General features: G+C 62.7%; 15 protein-coding genes. 4 read left to right on the forward strand and 11 right to left on the reverse strand.

Annotation, left to right across the window (positions count from 1 at the left end; genetic code table 11):
* Positions 1–150: 150 nt before the first annotated feature.
* The 3 genes from F623_RS0104670 to F623_RS0104680 all read right to left on the reverse strand — a co-directional run bounded on the left by F623_RS0104670 (position 151) and on the right by F623_RS0104680 (position 1,394).
* A complete protein-coding gene (locus F623_RS0104670; RefSeq protein ID WP_018862161.1) occupies positions 151–453 on the reverse strand; it encodes a DUF3817 domain-containing protein in 303 nt (100 codons plus the stop codon).
* Positions 454–547: 94 nt separating this feature from the next.
* Positions 548–820: a hypothetical protein gene (locus tag F623_RS0104675; protein ID WP_019572151.1), complete on the reverse strand. Its 273-nt coding sequence runs from the start codon at positions 818–820 to the stop codon at positions 548–550.
* Positions 821–980: 160 nt separating this feature from the next.
* Positions 981–1,394, reverse strand: coding sequence for a GreA/GreB family elongation factor (locus tag F623_RS0104680; RefSeq protein ID WP_018868370.1), 414 nt, complete (start codon positions 1,392–1,394; stop codon positions 981–983).
* Between the two features lie 237 nt (positions 1,395–1,631).
* On the opposite strand from F623_RS0104680, the gene F623_RS0104685 reads away from it, so the two are divergent.
* Entirely contained in the window at positions 1,632–2,039 is a 408-nt protein-coding gene (locus F623_RS0104685; protein ID WP_018862164.1) for a rhodanese-like domain-containing protein, read from the forward strand.
* Between the two features lie 93 nt (positions 2,040–2,132).
* Positions 2,133–4,250 carry a S9 family peptidase gene (locus F623_RS0104690; RefSeq protein ID WP_026279365.1) on the forward strand — a complete coding sequence of 706 codons (2,118 nt, stop codon included), beginning with the start codon at positions 2,133–2,135 and terminating at the stop codon, positions 4,248–4,250.
* 309 nt (positions 4,251–4,559) lie between these two features.
* Here F623_RS0104690 and pyk read toward each other — a convergent pair whose 3' ends face one another.
* Positions 4,560–6,005: a pyruvate kinase gene (pyk, locus tag F623_RS0104695; protein ID WP_018868368.1), complete on the reverse strand. Its 1,446-nt coding sequence runs from the start codon at positions 6,003–6,005 to the stop codon at positions 4,560–4,562.
* A gap of 150 nt (positions 6,006–6,155) precedes the next feature.
* Here pyk and F623_RS0104700 point away from each other — a divergent pair, with 150 nt between their 5' ends.
* Positions 6,156–6,623 (forward strand): hypothetical protein, encoded by a 468-nt coding sequence (locus tag F623_RS0104700; protein WP_018868367.1) that lies wholly within the window; start codon positions 6,156–6,158, stop codon positions 6,621–6,623.
* Between the two features lie 368 nt (positions 6,624–6,991).
* Positions 6,992–7,501 carry a DsbC family protein gene (locus F623_RS0104705; RefSeq protein ID WP_018868366.1) on the forward strand — a complete coding sequence of 170 codons (510 nt, stop codon included), beginning with the start codon at positions 6,992–6,994 and terminating at the stop codon, positions 7,499–7,501.
* A gap of 499 nt (positions 7,502–8,000) precedes the next feature.
* Here the strand turns inward: F623_RS0104705 and F623_RS0104710 are convergent, their stop codons facing one another.
* From F623_RS0104710 to F623_RS0104750, 7 genes are all read right to left on the reverse strand, one after another.
* Complete coding sequence (locus F623_RS0104710) at positions 8,001–8,897, reverse strand: DUF2971 domain-containing protein (RefSeq protein WP_018868365.1); 897 nt, start codon at positions 8,895–8,897, stop codon at positions 8,001–8,003.
* 1,842 nt (positions 8,898–10,739) lie between these two features.
* Positions 10,740–11,216, reverse strand: a complete 477-nt coding sequence (locus F623_RS0104730) for a hypothetical protein (protein ID WP_018868363.1) — start codon at positions 11,214–11,216, stop codon at positions 10,740–10,742.
* Positions 11,216–12,106 carry a hypothetical protein gene (locus F623_RS13075; RefSeq protein ID WP_081618325.1) on the reverse strand — a complete coding sequence of 297 codons (891 nt, stop codon included), beginning with the start codon at positions 12,104–12,106 and terminating at the stop codon, positions 11,216–11,218. The genes F623_RS0104730 and F623_RS13075 overlap by 1 nt, the downstream gene beginning before the upstream one ends.
* Before the next feature lie 318 nt (positions 12,107–12,424).
* Positions 12,425–13,531, reverse strand: a complete 1,107-nt coding sequence (gene modC, locus F623_RS0104735; RefSeq protein ID WP_018868362.1) for a molybdenum ABC transporter ATP-binding protein — start codon at positions 13,529–13,531, stop codon at positions 12,425–12,427.
* Positions 13,528–14,220 carry a molybdate ABC transporter permease subunit gene (gene modB, locus F623_RS0104740; protein WP_018868361.1) on the reverse strand — a complete coding sequence of 231 codons (693 nt, stop codon included), beginning with the start codon at positions 14,218–14,220 and terminating at the stop codon, positions 13,528–13,530. The genes modC and modB overlap by 4 nt, the downstream gene beginning before the upstream one ends.
* A gap of 4 nt (positions 14,221–14,224) precedes the next feature.
* Positions 14,225–14,983: a molybdate ABC transporter substrate-binding protein gene (gene modA / locus F623_RS0104745; protein WP_018868360.1), complete on the reverse strand. Its 759-nt coding sequence runs from the start codon at positions 14,981–14,983 to the stop codon at positions 14,225–14,227.
* Between the two features lie 164 nt (positions 14,984–15,147).
* A complete protein-coding gene (locus F623_RS0104750; protein ID WP_018868359.1) occupies positions 15,148–16,401 on the reverse strand; it encodes a NupC/NupG family nucleoside CNT transporter in 1,254 nt (417 codons plus the stop codon).
* Positions 16,402–16,423: the final 22 nt, after the last annotated feature.

Consider the following 16,423-nt stretch of genomic DNA (forward strand, 5'->3'; position numbering starts at 1 on the left):
AAAAACGGGCGCGCGCACGGCGTTGCGGCTCCCTTGTGCAGAATGACTGCACGGCGGTCACCGCGCCTTGTGCGCACGCAAAAGCGACTCGAGCGCGGACGCGCGATTAAATCAGCGTCTCCCTAGGTGGAAGTCGGTGATGGACGGGGGTCAGGCCGTCTCGGCCTCGCCAGTGGGGGAGCTCTCCCGGCGGATTATGCGGTCCACGTACAGGAAGCCAAACGGGACGACGCCGAGGAACAGGACCAGCAGCCACTTCCACACCGACCAGCCGCTCAGGTGGCTGGCGATCAGCGAAGTCGCGCCGTAGATGATGAACAGGATGCCGTGCACCCAGCCGGCGTAGGTGACGGCCAGCGGCATATCCGCATAGGTGCGCAGCGGCATCGCGATAAACAGCAGGGTAATGAGCGACAAACCCTCAAGAACGCTGATCAGGCGAAAGAACTTCATGGGGCGGGACCGGTGGATTGGGAAACGCGGCGGAGGGTAGCACGAAGTGCGACGGACGCCACGAAATGGACAAGGCAATGGGGGTGGTTTAATCCTAGCGCTGCTTGCGCGCCGATTGGGCGTAGTCCTTGGCCCGGGCGCGAATCTCCTCGAAAAACAGCGCCTCCCAGCGCGTGTTGTGCTCGTCGGGCGAGAGGGTCCCATCCGCCTGCTCGTTCTTCAGGCGTGTATCGGCTGCCGCCTCGGCTTCGTTCAGGATCTTGCTGAATACCTCCTGGGCCGCTGCTGCAGTCGGGTCAATCCCGTTACGCTTGAGCACGTCGGCCAGTAGCGCCCCGCCTTTTTTCCACTTCGACCAGAGCCTCACGCATCCTCCTCGGGCAGGGTGCAAGAAATTTGTGGTGACACCGCTACGAGATGATTGTGCCCAAAGCTTTCCGCGAAGACGAAGAGGCAGCACACGGATACGGTATTCCAGCCTGATGAACGCCCGCCGGGGGCGCGAACCTCCGGCAGGCATGTATGGATCATTGGTCGGGATCGTGCCCCGGTTCCAGTATTTCGACCACCAGGAACCGCAGTCGGCTGCGGAGCAGCGTGATCTCGGCCAGCGAGTTCTTGCGCAGTCCCAGCAGCTGCGAGCCCAGAGGGGACAGGATCGAGATCTTGCCGCGCTCGGGCTGGGCATGCTCCGGCTCGCAAAGCTCGACCCGATAGGTTTCTTCGGTCTGCAAGTCCAGCAGGCGCACGCAGCAGCCAGTCTGGATCACTTGTCCGCACCGGGGGGTGGTGTCCGTATGAGGCGTCTCGCTCTCGATCTTCTCGAGTAGCGAGGCCAGGTCGACTGGTGTACCAATCGCGCCCCAGTAGTCCTGGCGGACCCAACGATTGACATGGGAATCGTAGGCTTGACGAAGGTAAGACGAATTCTTGCGCGCCACGGTCGCATCTCCTGTTCAGGTGATAGAAGAAGGCATGGGCCGGGCGCGGAACATGCGGCGCCCGGCCTAAGTGAGGGTTCCCGTCATCGCGTGCTCCATCGTTTGATAAGTGTCTGTTAGAATTAAAGAAATAAGGATGCTACCCAGGCACCCGAAAAAAGGCAAATCCATGTGAATCGTGGCATTTTTAGTGTGCCTAATCCCGATTTTTTCGATCCCGAGTGCAAAGGAGCCTTCATGGCGAACGAGACGAACGACCCGCAACTGGAAATCAGCGTCAGCTCGGCGCGCGAACTGGTGGATATCGGCCTGGCCGTGTTGCTGGATATCCGCCAGCCCTTCGAGCTGGAGCTGGAGGGCGAGGTGGAAGGTGCGGTGTCGGTGCCGCTGTTCCGGCTGAAACAGTTGCTGGGGCGGCAGATCTCGGAGGAAGAGCAGGAGTTGCTGGACGCGGACGAACCGGATGATCGCGACTTTCAGCACTTCCTCTCGCTGATCAATCGCTACCACGTGACGCAGGATCAGATCCTGCTGTGCCTGTGCAACAGCGGTCGCCGCAGCCTGCGCGCCGCCGAACTGCTGCGGGAGCTGGGCTATGCACGCTGTCTCTCGGTACGGGAGGGCTTTCGCGGCTGGAAAGACTAGCAATTCGTTGACCGGAAGGCGCTTCCCGGCCTCGTCGGGAACCCGTGGGCACGCGTGGCTGTCGCTGGTGCAGCACGTAACGGGAGACAAGGTATGCAGTCCACGGGTCAGCGGTTGGCGAGTCAAGGGATCACGAAGCGGCGCAGGTCGCCCGCGGCCGTCGCGTTGAGCTTGTCGCTCGCGCTGTTCGCTGTACCAGCCGTCGGGGCTGCCGAGACCGAGGTCGAGGCCGAATTCGTGGAAGGTAACGAAGGCCCTTGGGCACGGGGCGAGGCGCCCCCGTTGCTCGAGCTGGAGCAGTTCTTCCGTGATCCGCAGCATGCCGCCGGGCGCGTCTCGCCGGATGGCGATTACGTGGCGCTGGTGAGCGCCCACGAGGGCGCCATGAACCTGCACCTGATGGAGCGGGGCGAGCCCCTGGAGTCGGCGCGTCCGCTGACCGAGGAGCCGCGTTCGATCATGGGCTTTTTCTGGTCCCGCGACGGGCAGCACCTGATCTTCGTCCGCGATCGCGACGGCGACGAGAATCGAGAGCTTCGCGTGATCGCGCTGGCGGACGCGGTCGGGCAGGACGGCATCCCCGAGTCGCGCCGGCTCGCTGGCGGCGATGGCGTGCAGGCGCGGGTGCAGCATGTCCCGCGCTCGACCCCGGAGTACATCTTCGTCGGGCTGAATGAACGCGACCCGCGTCTGCACGATGTCTACCGCGTATCCCTGGAGACCGGTGAGAAGACCCGCGTGGCGAAAAACACCGCCGAGATCGAGGGCTGGGGCTTCCACGAAGGCGAGCTGCGCAAGGCGGTGCGCACCACGGACGATGCCGGCACCGAGATCCTGCGCGTGAAGTCGCAGGACGAGTTCGAGTCCATCTACACCTGCGCGTTCGGCGAGACCTGCTCGATCGCCAACTTCCACCCCGACGGTGAGCGGCTCTATATGCGCACCAACGCGGGGGACGAGCGTGACTTGGTCGAGCTGGTCCTGTTCGACCCGGCCACCGGCAAAGAAGAGCTGGTGCACCGCGACCCGGAGGGCGAAGTCGACCTCGGCGGCGCGAAGTTCTCCGACCAGGACCATCGCCTGCTGGCCACGGTCTACACCGGGGATCGCCAGCGCATCTACGCGCACGACGAGGACTTCGAGTCGCACCTCGAGTGGCTGCGTGACGAGCTGGGCGAGGGCGAGCTGGAGATCACCTCGCGCACCCGCGACGAGAATCTGTGGACGGTCGCGGTCATCCGGGACACCGACCCGGGCAGCGTGTATCTCGCGAACGTCGGGGCGCGCGAGATCGAACGGCTGTACGAGGGGCGCCCGGACCTGCCGCGCGAATACCTGGCGCCGATGGAGCCAATCCGCTACACCGCGCGCGACGGCCAGGAGATCCCCGGCTACCTCACGTTCCCGCACGGCGCGGAGCCGGAGGGCCTGCCGCTGGTGGTAATGCCGCACGGCGGCCCGTGGATTCGCGATACCTGGGGCTACAGCGGCACGGTGCAGTTCCTCGCCAACCGCGGCTATGCGGTATTTCAGCCCAACTTCCGTGGCTCCTCCGGTTTCGGCAAGGAATTCCTCAACGCCGGCAACCAGGAGTGGGGCACGGGCGTGATGCAGCACGACGTCACCGACGGCGTGAAATACCTGATTGACCAGGGCATTGCCGATCCCGACCGGGTCGCGATCTTCGGTTCTTCCTACGGTGGGTACGCGGCCCTGGCCGGCCTCACCTGGACGCCCGAACTGTACGCCGCCGGCATCTCCATGGTCGGGCCGTCCAACCTGATCACGCTGATGGAATCCATCCCGCCGTACTGGGAGGCTGGCATCCGCCGCATGCACGGCCGCGTCGGTGATCCGGAAGATGCGGAGGATCGCGAGCGCCTCAAGGCCCAGTCGCCGCTGTTCCACGTCGAGAACATCCAGGCCCCGCTGATGGTCGGGCAGGGCGCGAACGACCCACGCGTGAAGCAGCAGGAGTCGGACCAGATCGTCGCCGCGCTGCGCGAGGCGGGGCACCCGGTCGAGTACCTGCTGGCCCCGGACGAAGGCCACGGCCTGGTCGACCAGACCAACCGGCTCGCCTTCTTCGCCGGCCTGGAAACCTTCCTGGCCGAACACCTGGGCGGCCGCCACCAGGCGGACTACCCCGAGGCCGTGCAGGAGCGCCTGGACCTTCTGCGCCAGGACGTCGACGAGGTGGAGGCCCTCTAGGGAGACGCTGATTGAATCGCGCGTCCGCGCTCGAGTCGCTTTTGCGTGCGAACAAGGCGCGGTGACTGCCGTGCAGTCATTCTGCACAAAGGAGCCGCAACGCCGTTCCCGCGCCCGTTTTTGATCAGCAACGGGCGGCCGAGCCCCTGCTTTCAATGGCTTGTGGGGTTGGTGCCCCCTGTTCCCCGATCCTGCGTTGCGCCCCGTCAATCAGCAACGGGCGGGTAGAACCACTACCCGCTACACGACGCGCCTTGCCTCGGAAAACAGGGGGCACCAACGCGGACGTGCGATTAAATCAGCGTCTCCCTAGCTCCCGGCCGAGTGCTGGCTATCGAGCTCGAGCAGTTCCAGGCGGTGGTTCCCGGCCGGGTTGGGGCCCGAGGGGCCCTGGACGAGGAGGGCGAGGCCGTCATTGATGCCGTTCTCGGCGAGCCATGCACGGGCGAAGTCGTTCCAGTCGCTGCGGTCCTCGGTGACCTCCACTGGCTGAACGCCGTAGGAAAAATGCAGGCCCTGGGCGGTTTCCGGGATTGGGGTGAACGCGGCGATCCAGCAGGGCAGGCGCAGGCAGGCGATGCGCCGGGCGGTGGTCCCGCTCAGCGTGGGCGCCAGGGTCACGCGTGGCAGGCGCCGCTGCGCGGTGTGGAATACGCTGCGCACGATCAGGTCGACCGCGCGGTCGTTCCCCGCCTCGTCGTGGTCGCTCTGGCCGTCAGGCATCATGCCTCGGTCGCGTTCGGGCTCGATCGAGCGGGCAATGGCCGTGAGCATCGCTACGGACTCCACCGGATACCGCCCCATGGCGGATTCGCCGGAGAGCATCACGCAGTCGGTGCCGCCCAGGATGGCATTCGCCACGTCGGTGGCCTCGGCACGGGTCGGGCGGCGCGAGGTGACCATGGACTCCAGCATCTGGGTCGCGGTGATCACCGGGCGGTGGAACTGGTTGGCGCGCCGCGTGATACGGCGCTGGGCGAGGGCGATGCTCGCGATCGGGATCTCCACCCCCAGATCGCCGCGCGCCACCATGATGCCGTCCGCCGCCTCCAGGATGCTGTCGAGGTGTTCCAGCGCCGCGGCCCGTTCGATCTTGGCGATGATGAAGGGGTCGTAGCCCAGCGCCTCCGCCGCCTTGCGCACGGCCAGGATGTCGTCGCCGTCGACGACGAAGCTCTGGCTGACGGCATCCACGCCGTGTTCCGCCGCAAACCGCAGCCACTCGTGGTCGTCCAGGGTAAACGCGCGGATGCCGAGATCGATGCCCGGCAGGTTCAGGCCCTTGCGCGAGCGCAGCTCACCGCCGGTCTGCACGCGGCAGGTGACATCGCGGCCTTCGACCGACACCACCTCCAGTTCGATGTAGCCATCGTTCAGAAACAGCGCGTCGCCCGGCTGCACCGCCTCCGGCAGTTCCGCGAACGACACGCTGACGCGCGAGGCATCGCCGTTGCAGTCCTCCGTGGTCAGGGTAAGGCTCTCGCCGGGCTCCAGCTCGATCGGCTCCTCACGCAGCTCGCCGATACGCATCTTCGGCCCCGGCAGATCGCCGAGAATCGCAACGCGCGTGTCAGCATCCTGCGCCGCCTGACGGATACGCCCGATCACCTCCGCGTGGTAAGCCGGGTCACCATGCGAGAAGTTGAGCCGCACCACATTGAGCCCGGTCTGCATCATCCGCCGCAGCGTTTCCGGGGAATCGGACGCCGGCCCGATCGTGGCCACGATCTTCGTCTTCTGCGCGGGAAACGGCATGGGCAGGCCCTTATTCGATCAACGCATCTGAGGGTAAACCAAACCGTCCGCGCCAGTCTGTCGCCGCTGGCCTTAAGGCAAGGTTACGGCATCATCGTGTACCTTAGCCGGTATCGGACTGCTCGCCACCACGACCGACAGGAGGCTCGCATGTCGCGGCAGCGCATCCTGGCCCTACCCGAGTTCAACGTGGCCGTATTCGCGTTCCTGCTGAACTACCCATGGGAGTTTCTGCAGGTACCCTTCTTCGACGACATGCCCACCATGCCGCACTGGGAGGCCGTGGTGTTTTGCACCCGGGCAACGCTTGGGGATGTACTGATCGCACTTGCGGCCTTCTGGGGCGTGGCGGCGCTCACCCGGAACCGCAGCTGGATTCTCCAGCCCACCCTGCGCACCGTGCTGCTGTTCGTGGCGATCGGGGTGGCGATCACCATCGGACTGGAGTGGCACGCAACGGAAATCGACGACCGCTGGCAGTACGCCGACACCATGCCCACCTTGCCGCTACTGGGTACGGGCCTGTTGCCGCTTGTTCAGTGGATGATCCTTCCGCTTCTGCTGATTTGGTTCGTCCGCCGTCAGGTGAGGGGGCAACTGGCGCTGAACAACGAGTAGCTACCGCATCCAGAAGGTGGGCGTTCTCTTCCTCCCGCGGCATAACCTGGCATCGCCATCGCGCGGCGCCGTGGCGACCTCAATGGATGACCTCGGTGCTGGCAGAGGCAAACGTCAGGAGTTGCGTTCGGAGATGGCCACCACCCCCGGGCCTCGCCATGACGGGCCAGAAAATGATGCTATGGGGGTCCGAGCCCGTTTCCCGATGCTTTTTCGCCTTTCGATGAGGCGGAACCCGGATTCCTCGCAATGGTCCATCGGTTTGTGCTCGGGGCAGGGTACCGGCAGGCGACAAACACCGGCTGGCAGCGCATCAAGCCGGAAGGACGGTGGACGTGATACGGACGAACGGGATCTGCACATGGCCCATGGCCCTGGTGGCCGGGGCGCTTCTGGTGTTCGGCCTGAGCGGCAACGCGGCCGCCGGGGAACGGGGGGCCGAGATCGTGCAACTGGTGGAGGGCCTGGACGAAGACGAGCTCATTGTCTTTGAGCCGGACGACGCCCAGTACACCGTGACGGTCTTTACCGACGTCAACTGCCCCTATTGCCGCGAGTTCCACCAGCAAATCGACGACTACCTATTGTGGGACATCCGCATTCGCTATGCGGCGTTTCCCGTCATCGGCAACGCCTTCGAGCAGATGGAGGCGGTGTGGTGCAGCGACGACCGGCAGGATGCCATCACCCGGGCCAAGCTGGGCGAGACCATAAAGGCGGAAGACTGCCCGCATCCCGTGGCCGACCATCTGGCCATCGCCCGGGAGCAGCGGTTCCGGGGCACCCCCACCATCATCACCCCCCAGGGCCGGATCAGGTACGGCCTTGTCTCCGCCGCCGAACTCGTGGATATGCTGGAAGCCGAGGCGGCCCGGTAAGCAGCGTATCAAGAAGGTGGGTGTCCTCATCTTGACCTTGAACAACGAGTAGTCACCGCATCGAGAAGATGGGTGTCCTCTTGTTCCCACTGCGGTGCTAAGCGTCAGCTTGCCCGCTGTCGCCACGCCCATCGAACCGCACCGGGCGCACGGTGTCCAGCTTCACGCCCTTCCGAGCAAACTAAAGGTCGTGCCGGCCCTGCATGGCCAGCCAGCTTTCCGGCGAACGGCCATGGGTGTCCACTTCGCTTGAGCTTTTCGACCCGAAAATGGGCCGTTTAAGCGCCTGTGCAGCGCTAAGAGAGGAAACTAGCCCTTTAGATTCAACGGTATATCGAGGTCTGACCCCGTTCTCCTGCCGTTCTCCAGCGACTAGCCCTTTGAATTCAGCGGAGTATCGAGGCCCGACCCCGTTCTGGTTACTACTCCCAGCCACTCTGATCGGCGCCTCCGGGCGCCGAGATCGCTAACGGGCAGGTCCGCGCAAAGTGGGTGTCCTCTAGTCTGAAGCCTCGAATGCAATATCGAACGAACTGTCGCTTCTTTTGGCCTGGAAAGCCCGTGCATGCGGGATGTGTTCCTCGACGGCCGCCAGAACGCGACCTCTGTCCTCGTCGGTCATGCGGCAACCGAGGTACACCGCTCCAAATACGCTGGGATGCTCTTTAAGGAGAGTGTAGCCATCGCCCGGTGGCTCGTTCAGTAGCGGCATATGAACACGCCATTCTTTTTCATATGCCCAGTCCGAGTGTTTGGTAAAGGCCATATCCCAGCTCAGAGCAGTCAGATTCAGGGGCTCCTCCCCCGTTAAGTGGCGGACATACTCTTCAAGGGAGGGAAACATTGGAAATTGCCTTGAGTAGTGTACTTTTCGAGCTGCTAAGAGTGTGTTGTCCAATTCATCGATGCAGCGCAGCTTGATGACAACGCCTCGGTGCTCCTCAGCATAGTGCGACCACATCACGACGTTGTCGTTTCTCTCGCTGATGCAGAGGACTCGGGAGTGTGTGAGTCGTTCTTGGATGCCAGCGTGGAGCCTCGCAACGTGATGCTGGAAGTTGTCCGCGATCTCCTGCGCCGCATCCGCGAAGTCCTCCAGTATCGAGTCTTTCGGGAGTCTGTCGGCGATGCTCTGGAGGCGGAGGGCGAGTTGCGTCAATGACGAAGGCTCTTGGAACCCGTTTTTGCCCCCGAAGACTATCCGTTCCATCTCCCGGTACACAGCCTGTCCGACTTCCGATCCACCGAACTCGAAAGTGAAGCCGATCTGGTGGTCGAAGGGGTCATTGAACTTGAGAGGGCTACTCCACCGTAGGGATTGGTTCGTTATCACCTTCAAAGCTGTCTCCACCGACATGTACTTGTAGAAATGATGTTTGTCGTGGGTCCGAGACACGCTCTCTCCTCTTTATAACAGTGATTGGGTCGCGCGTACGGATACTGTTTGTGTGCAGCACCGAAGGGGCAGGTCTTGCCTTTTGCCCCTGTCGTGGTACGGGGCAAAAGACAAGGTCTGACCCCCTCAGACACGCTTCGATCGGCGTCTTCGGGCGCCGAGCTCGTTTACGGACGGCTCCGCAGAAAGTGGGTGTCCTCTACTCGCTCTTTTTCCCTATTCTTCCCCTTCGGTTTTCTACGTATTCCGTTGACCTGGTGGTGTGATGCCGTGCCGTGCTTAACTGTCTAAGGCATCCTCAAAGATGAACCTCCAGCCGGGAGATTGCGGCCCTTCGAGGTAATACGCCAACCACTCTCCCTCTATAGACAAAAATTTCTCAAACTCAGCGTTGAATAAAATGCGTTTATTAACCTGGCCGTGCGAGCTCATCGATGCAAACCTAGCGGAGGACTTTGCGCGATCCACCATTTCATCCTTTAGCTCATCTGGTATCGCTTTCGTGTCCACTCCGCAGCGTTGGAGATGCTTGTCTAGGAAGCCCCTTCCGGCGGTGGTTGGGTTGCTGAAAAGTGTCGCCCAAATGATGAACCCAACTAGGAGCAAGACGAGGAATCCGATATAAAGCCATAAATCCATAACAACCTCTCATTCCCGGTAAGGGCTAGAGAATATTAACGAAACCCACGCCTTTGACTCCATCTACGGTCTGATCACCCCTGACTGTGGGGTCAGCATAGCACCGAAGGGGTCAGGTCTTGCCTTTGCCACTGTCGTGGCTGGGAGCCAAAAGGCAAGGTCTAACCCCCATGACGCCCCGCGGCCCGGTAATGCATGCCGCCGTCGCGTCGGGCGCGAGGAAATAAATCTGTCCCCGTTTTCCCACCGGTGTCCAGCTTCACACGCTTGCGTGCACACCAGAGATCGTGCTGGCGCTGCATGGCCAGCCAGCATTCTTGCGCACGGCCATGGGTGTCCATTTCGCTTGGGCTTTTCGACCCAAAAATTGGCCGTTTAAGCGCTTGTGGAGCGCCAAGAGATGAAACTAAACGTGTATATTCCGCGGCTTATCGAGGTCCGACCCCGTAATGTCTGCGCTTCGAGGTTCCGGGCCGTTGGCGCAAGTGGCTCAGCCGCCGATCCCGAGCGGCGTAACTGAACCGGATCCAGTTCAACCGTCTGCTCCAGCGTCATCCGCTCCAGCCTGCACGCGTGGTTCACCGTGTATACGCCACGTAGCGTTTGCTACACCGAGGAGCCGGATGCGTCAATCGCGCACGTCCGGATCTGTGGGAGCCGCGGGTGAGCAATCACCCGTGGCCACCCAGCCCCCATTGTTCGCCCAATAACCGGCAGCCAAAAGCGGAGCGACGAAGGAGTGTAGCTTTTGGCCGTCCGCCTTGATGGGCTTGTTAAGTACACTCAGTAACGGCTAACTTGTTGCATAAATGCAGTTAGCTTGCCTGCGTTTACAGGGGTTTCTTGTACGGCAATCCTCTTCCATGTCTCGATTACGCGCTGTTCGTTTCCATTAAACTTAGGAGTTCCAGAGCCGCCTCCAGAGGCACCACACTCTCCAGCCGAAAATCGTAGATTCCGCACTCCGTTGCCATTGACGGCGACCACAACGCATACGGGCACACCATTATGTAACCGAGCCCTAATTTGCTCGTTTACCCAGCTAGTGTTTGCGTCATGACCCCAAACCCGTTCTTCGCTGTCGCTGATTTTGACCTTTATCTCCATAGCACTCTCCTTGTCGGTACTTAACGCTGGCAGCACGCGCGCCCTTGGCATGTAGCCGAAGGCGCAATGTGAAGGGCGTCGCTGTGTCTGCCCTTGTTAACGATATAGCGTCAATATTTTCCGCAAGATGATCCTTGCAGTAGCCAGCAAAAAAACGGTGATCCCCGAAATCGAGATGGCGCCAACTAAGATTGCACCCTGTGCCGCATCACTCAGACCAGTGGGGTTAACATAGACTCCAATCACCGCGATAGAGCATAAAATGCAGATTATCAATGATCCGTAAAAACGATATTCCAGCATCCAATAGCGCGGCCACTCATAAAGGATTTTATTTTCTTCTTCATCTCCGGGTCTGATGACCCCCATACCAAGTTTGTAACTTAATGCGACAAACGCGAACGGTAGTGCGCTAACGATATCATAAAGGTTTGAGCCGCCCTTTAGACTTAACGTAATTGCTTCAAAAAGTTCTGGGCTTTCTCTGAAAATATAGAAAACCAAAACCCCCATTAACAATTCCGGTGAAACAAGCACCAGTCGTTTCAGATCGATTATCTTTGAGCCCAGCATCAGTGCTCCATGTGCCGCTCTTCACGAATTCTTTCGAGTATCTCCACTGTCTTGCGATAAAGCTCTTGTGGATCAGGATCTCGCCAAAACGAAAAGTTTCTTACAGTCTCGGAGGTTCTAATGATAATGAAATCCTCGCCCTGCCTACCTCTCACGTAGCCCTTACCGTAACCATCGGCCGCCATCAAAATTGCCGCATCACCAATCGGTAAGGGCGCGGGCTCGTACGGTCTTTTCCCAGTTTGATCAAGTATGCCTTGTGCATGTTCTGCTAAATCGGTATCAATTGGACTGCCTTGCCCGCTGTCTTCTTCCACTTTCATTCGTTCGGTACGCCGTTTAGCAAGGTACTCTTTCAGCTCTTTCCACAACGGGCCAAACATTGGGTTAGGTGGCGACACGGAGGCAGAAACCCGATAAATGCCATCAAGTGATTGCAGTTTGCGCACAAAGGAACGAAGGTCAGCTATGGGGTCTACAGCGCATTCTGCAAGTATTTGATGATGTGAAGCATTGACCACCTCTGCCCATCTGTTCATGAAAGCTGAATATTCGATTTGATTGGATACATGGAGGAATGACAGACCCTGATATTCAGGCACGTAGACAAAAGGGCTGGAAGCAATTGTCATGTTAGGCTCGCTCTGACGCACCTCCTTTCTTTGTTCGGGGTCGACTACAGACACCTCCGCTTTGGGATCATATTTGACCAGTCGGCCAAAAAAATATGTTGATCGGCCGTCTGTAAGCTCTTGGATATCCACGAATGTCCAAGAACTTCCATATTTTGAAACACTGTTTGGCGACCGAAGAGAAGCCTTGATATGGTCAGTGTCGAGTGCTCCAGTTTTTACGACACGCCCCAGGTAGTAAGTCCCTTTTTTCGCCATAGTGTCCTCAGCGTTTACTTCGTATGTTTTTGTTTGATCAACTCGTTAAAAGTGATCAGATAGCGCGCACGGATATTGGTTGAGCGTGCGCGCTATATATCCCGGATGAGGCGGCGGCATGAATGGCGGTGTATTCAGCGGGTTATGGTGCATGCGCCACGAGGGATCCTGGATATGTTGCGGCGTGGATAGGTTGCGGGAGGCGGCAGGCCGGGTCTGCGCCGTCTTGCATGGCAGTTAGCTGGATTCTGGCACGAGCGTTGTGGGTTTGCGAGCCGGCCCGCGGATGGTCCGTTTTCGGGCGTACGAGGGAGCCGCTCAGTCGAGAAAGGCTGCAGCCTTGACGAGCGCGTGGGCACGCGTGCCCCGCTGGAGGTCCAGCTGCTCGGTAGATAACTGCGTCAGCTCCGCCATCAACGTCTGTCCATCGTTCTGCCGGCACACGGCGAGCACGCGCGCGGGTCCGTGGTGCCCAGGCGCCTCGTCCATCGACTCGATGGTGACGGGGATGATGTTAAGGATGGAAATGTCCTGGGGCGGGGACAAGGCTATGGACACGTCCCGGGCGTCGATGCGCAGGCGTGCCTGTCTCCCGGCGCCGTTGGTGGCGCCGGGGGTGGACGGTACGCGGTAGCGGGCTTCGGGCGGGCCGAAGGGGTGCAGGCCGTAGGCGTCGGCCGGGCCCAGTTCGCCTTGCAGGACGGAGACGGCGCCTTCGTCGCGGAATAGCGGGGAGTCGGCGCGGGCGAGGGCCTCGCGCAGGGGTTCCAGGCGTTCGAACTGGCCGTCGTGCATGAAGGCGACGCGGGTGGCGAGGCGTTCGACCTCGTCGGGGGCGTGGGTGACGAGCAGGCTGGGGATGCCGGTCTCCTCGGACAGGCGGGCGAGGAAGGGCATGATCTCGCGCTTGGTCTGGGTGTCCAGGGCGTTCAGGGGCTCGTCGAGCAGCAGCAGGTCGGGGCTGGTGAGCAGGGCCCGGCCGAGGGCGACGCGCTGGCGCTGGCCGCCGGAGAGCTGGTCGGCGCGGCGCTCGAGCAGGTCGTCGATGCCGAGCAGGCGGGCGACCTCGTCCAGGTGCAGGCGGCGCAGGGGCTCCGGCGTGCGCTTGTAGCCGTAGAGCAGGTTGCCGCGCACGGACAGGTGCGGGAGCAGGGTGGATTCCTGGAACACGAGGCCGACGCGGCGGCGGTGCAACGGGACGAAGGTCTTGCCGGACTGCCAGGCGGTATCGCGAAAGTGCACCTCGCCGCCGGGTGGGTGTTCCAGGCCGGCGATGATGCGCAGCAGTGTGGTCTTGCCGCAGCCGGAGCGGCCGAACAGGGCGGTGACGCCCTCCAGCGGGAAGGTGGTGTCCACGTCCAGCGCGAAGCCGGGGCGTTCCAGCCGGGCTTTGATGCGCAGCGTGTCGGGCTCGGGCCGGCTCACAGGCGCACCGTGTCGAAGCGGCGGTTGATCGCGTAGACGATGAACAGCACGGCGAAGGCGAAGACCAGCAGCCCGAAGGACAGGCGGTGGGCGGAGTCGAAGTCCATCGCCTCGGCGTGGTCGTAGATCAGGATGGACAGCACTTGGGTCTCGCCGGGGATCGCGCCGCCCAGCATCAGGATCACGCCGAACTCGCCGAGGGTGTGGGCGAAGGCGAGCGTGGCGGCGACGATGAAGCCGCCGCGGGTCATCGGCAGGATCACGGTGACGAAGCGGTCGATGCGCCCGGCGCCCAGCGAGCCGGCGATCTCCACCGGGCGGCGGCCGAGGTTGGCGAAGGCCTGCTGCAGTGGCTGCACGGCGAACGGCAGGGAGTAGATTACCGAGCCTATGAGGATGCCCTGAAAGGTAAAGGCCAGGTGGTTCAGGCCCCAGCTCTCCAGCGTGCTGCCGACCGGCCCGGCCGGGCCGAGCAGCACCAGCAGGTAGAAGCCGAGCACGGTGGGCGGCAGCACCAGCGGCAGGGCGACGAGGGCCTGCACCGCGGTGCGCACGCCGGGCGAGCCGCGCCCGTTGGCCAGCCACCAGGCGATCGGCGTGGCGATCACCAGCAGGATCAGCGTGGTGTAGAGCGCGAGCTTGAGGGTGACCTCGATCGCCATCCAGTCCGTGGGGCTCAGGTCCAACATTCCGTTATTGGTCTCCGGGCATCTCGAAGCCGTAGCGGCGCATGATCTCGCGGGCGGTGTCGCGGCCCATGAACCCGGCGAAGCGGTGTGCGGTGTCCTTGTCCGCGCCGCGGCGGGTGATCACGAAGCCCTGGGTCAGGGGTTCGTGCAGCGCGTCGTCGATCAGGTGGTGCGGGTGTTCGGCGAGGTCGGGAAACTCCGCGAGCGACAGCGCGATGATGCCGATGTCCGCGCCGCCGGCCTGCACCATGCGCGCGGTCTGGGCGATGTTGTCGCCGTTGACGATCTTCGGCTGTAGCGCGTCCCAGACGCCGGCGGCCTGCAGCGCCTCCTTCGCGCGCACGCCGTAGGGGGCGTGCGTGGGCGAGGCGATGGCCACGCGGCGGATGTCGTCGCGCGTCAGGTCTCCCAGCGTCAGCTCGGAGGTATCCATGCGGTTGCTCCACAGCACGATGCGGCCGATCGCATAGACGGACGGCTCGGTGACGGCAGCACCCTCGGCATAGAGCCGCTTCGGGTAGGCGATGTCGGCGGAGAAGAAGATGTCGTAGGGCGCGCCGTTCAGGATCTGTGTGGTCATGCGCCCGGAAGAACCGTAGGTCACGCGCACCCGGTCGTCCGGATACTCCTCGCGGTAGGCCTCCACGATCTCGTCCAGGGCAAAGCGCAGGTCGGAGGCAGCGGCGATGGTCAGCGGGCCGGAGGCGTGCGCCAGGCCGGGCAGCAGCAGGACGAGGGTCAGGAGCAGTAGGCGCAGGTGCATGGGTGGGGTCTTCCCTGGGGCTCGGTCCTGGTGGTGGCGTCGGGCGACGACGAATGCCTTCAGTAGATATGCTGTTCGTTATATTTCAGTTTGCATATCGCCAGGCAGAAGCCTACACCGGAACGGCCTCCGGCTGCCAACGGTTTGGCAGAGCCAGCCGCGTGTCAGGCGATATGCACGATCCCGACCACGGCGCCGGTCATCAGCGTGGCCAGCGTACCGGCGACGATGGCGCGGATGCCCAGGCTCACGATCTCGCTGCGCCGCTCCGGCACCAGCGCGCCGAGGCCGCCGATCAGGATGCCGAGGCTGCCCAGGTTGGCGAAGCCGCTGAGCGCATAGATCAGGATCAGCTCGCTGCGCGCGGACAGCGCGTCGTCGCCCAGCTCGGCCATCTGCAGGAAGGCGACCATCTCGTTGAGGATGGTCTTGACCCCCAGCAGCGAGCCGGCGGTGGTGGCCTCGGCCCAGGGGATGCCCATCAGCCAGGCCAGCGGGGCGAAGACCCAGCCCAGGATGCGCTCCAGGCTCAGCGCGGCCCCGGCGACCTCGGGCAGCGCACCCAGCATCACGTTGACCAGCGCGACCAGGGCGATCACCACGATCAGCAGCGCGATGATCTGCAGCAGCAGTTCCAGCCCGCGCAGGGTGCCGCGGGTGATCGCGTCCATGGCGCTGGTCGCGCCCTCGGTCTCGGGGAGCAGCTCGCCGGCGGTGGAGGGCGCGGTCGGCGGGATCATCACGGTGGCGATCAGCAGCGCGGCCGGCAGGCTGATCAGCGAGGCGACGATCAGGTGGCCCAGCGCGTCGTCCAGCACCGTGCCGATGATGGTCGAGTACAGCACCAGCATCGTGCCGGCCAGCGTCGCCATGCCCACGCTCATCAGCGCGAACAGCTCGCTGCGGGTCATCTGGCGCAGGTACGGGCGGATCACCAGCGGCGACTCGACCATGGAGAGGAACACGTTCGACGCCGTGCCCACGCCCAGGGCACCGCCAATGCCGAACGCCCGCTGCAGCACCAGCGAGGCTCCGCGGATCAGCACCGGCAGCACGCGCCAGTAGAACAGCAGCGCCGACAGGGCCGAGAGCACCAGCACCAGTGGCAGCGCCTGGAACGCGAGGATGAAGTTGTTGGCCGGGTCGTCGACCGCGAACGGTGGGTCGTCCCCGCCGATATAGCCGAACACGAACGAGGTGCCGGCCTGCGTGGCATCGGTCAGTGCGATCACGACCTGGTTCAGCCACAGGAACGCATGCTGCGCGCCGGGGACGCTCAACAGCAGCACCGCGATCCCGAACTGCAGCGCCAGCCCGGCGAGCACCTCGCGCCAGGGGAAGCGTGTCTTGTGTTCGCTCAGCAGCCAGGCGATGGCCACGAATACGAGCAGTCCCAGCCCGGCTTGCAGTGCGAGCATGCGCCTTCCTTTATTCTGTGAC

The organism is Thioalkalivibrio sp. ALD1, assembly GCF_000381245.1.
Taxonomy (GTDB): domain Bacteria; phylum Pseudomonadota; class Gammaproteobacteria; order Ectothiorhodospirales; family Ectothiorhodospiraceae; genus Thioalkalivibrio.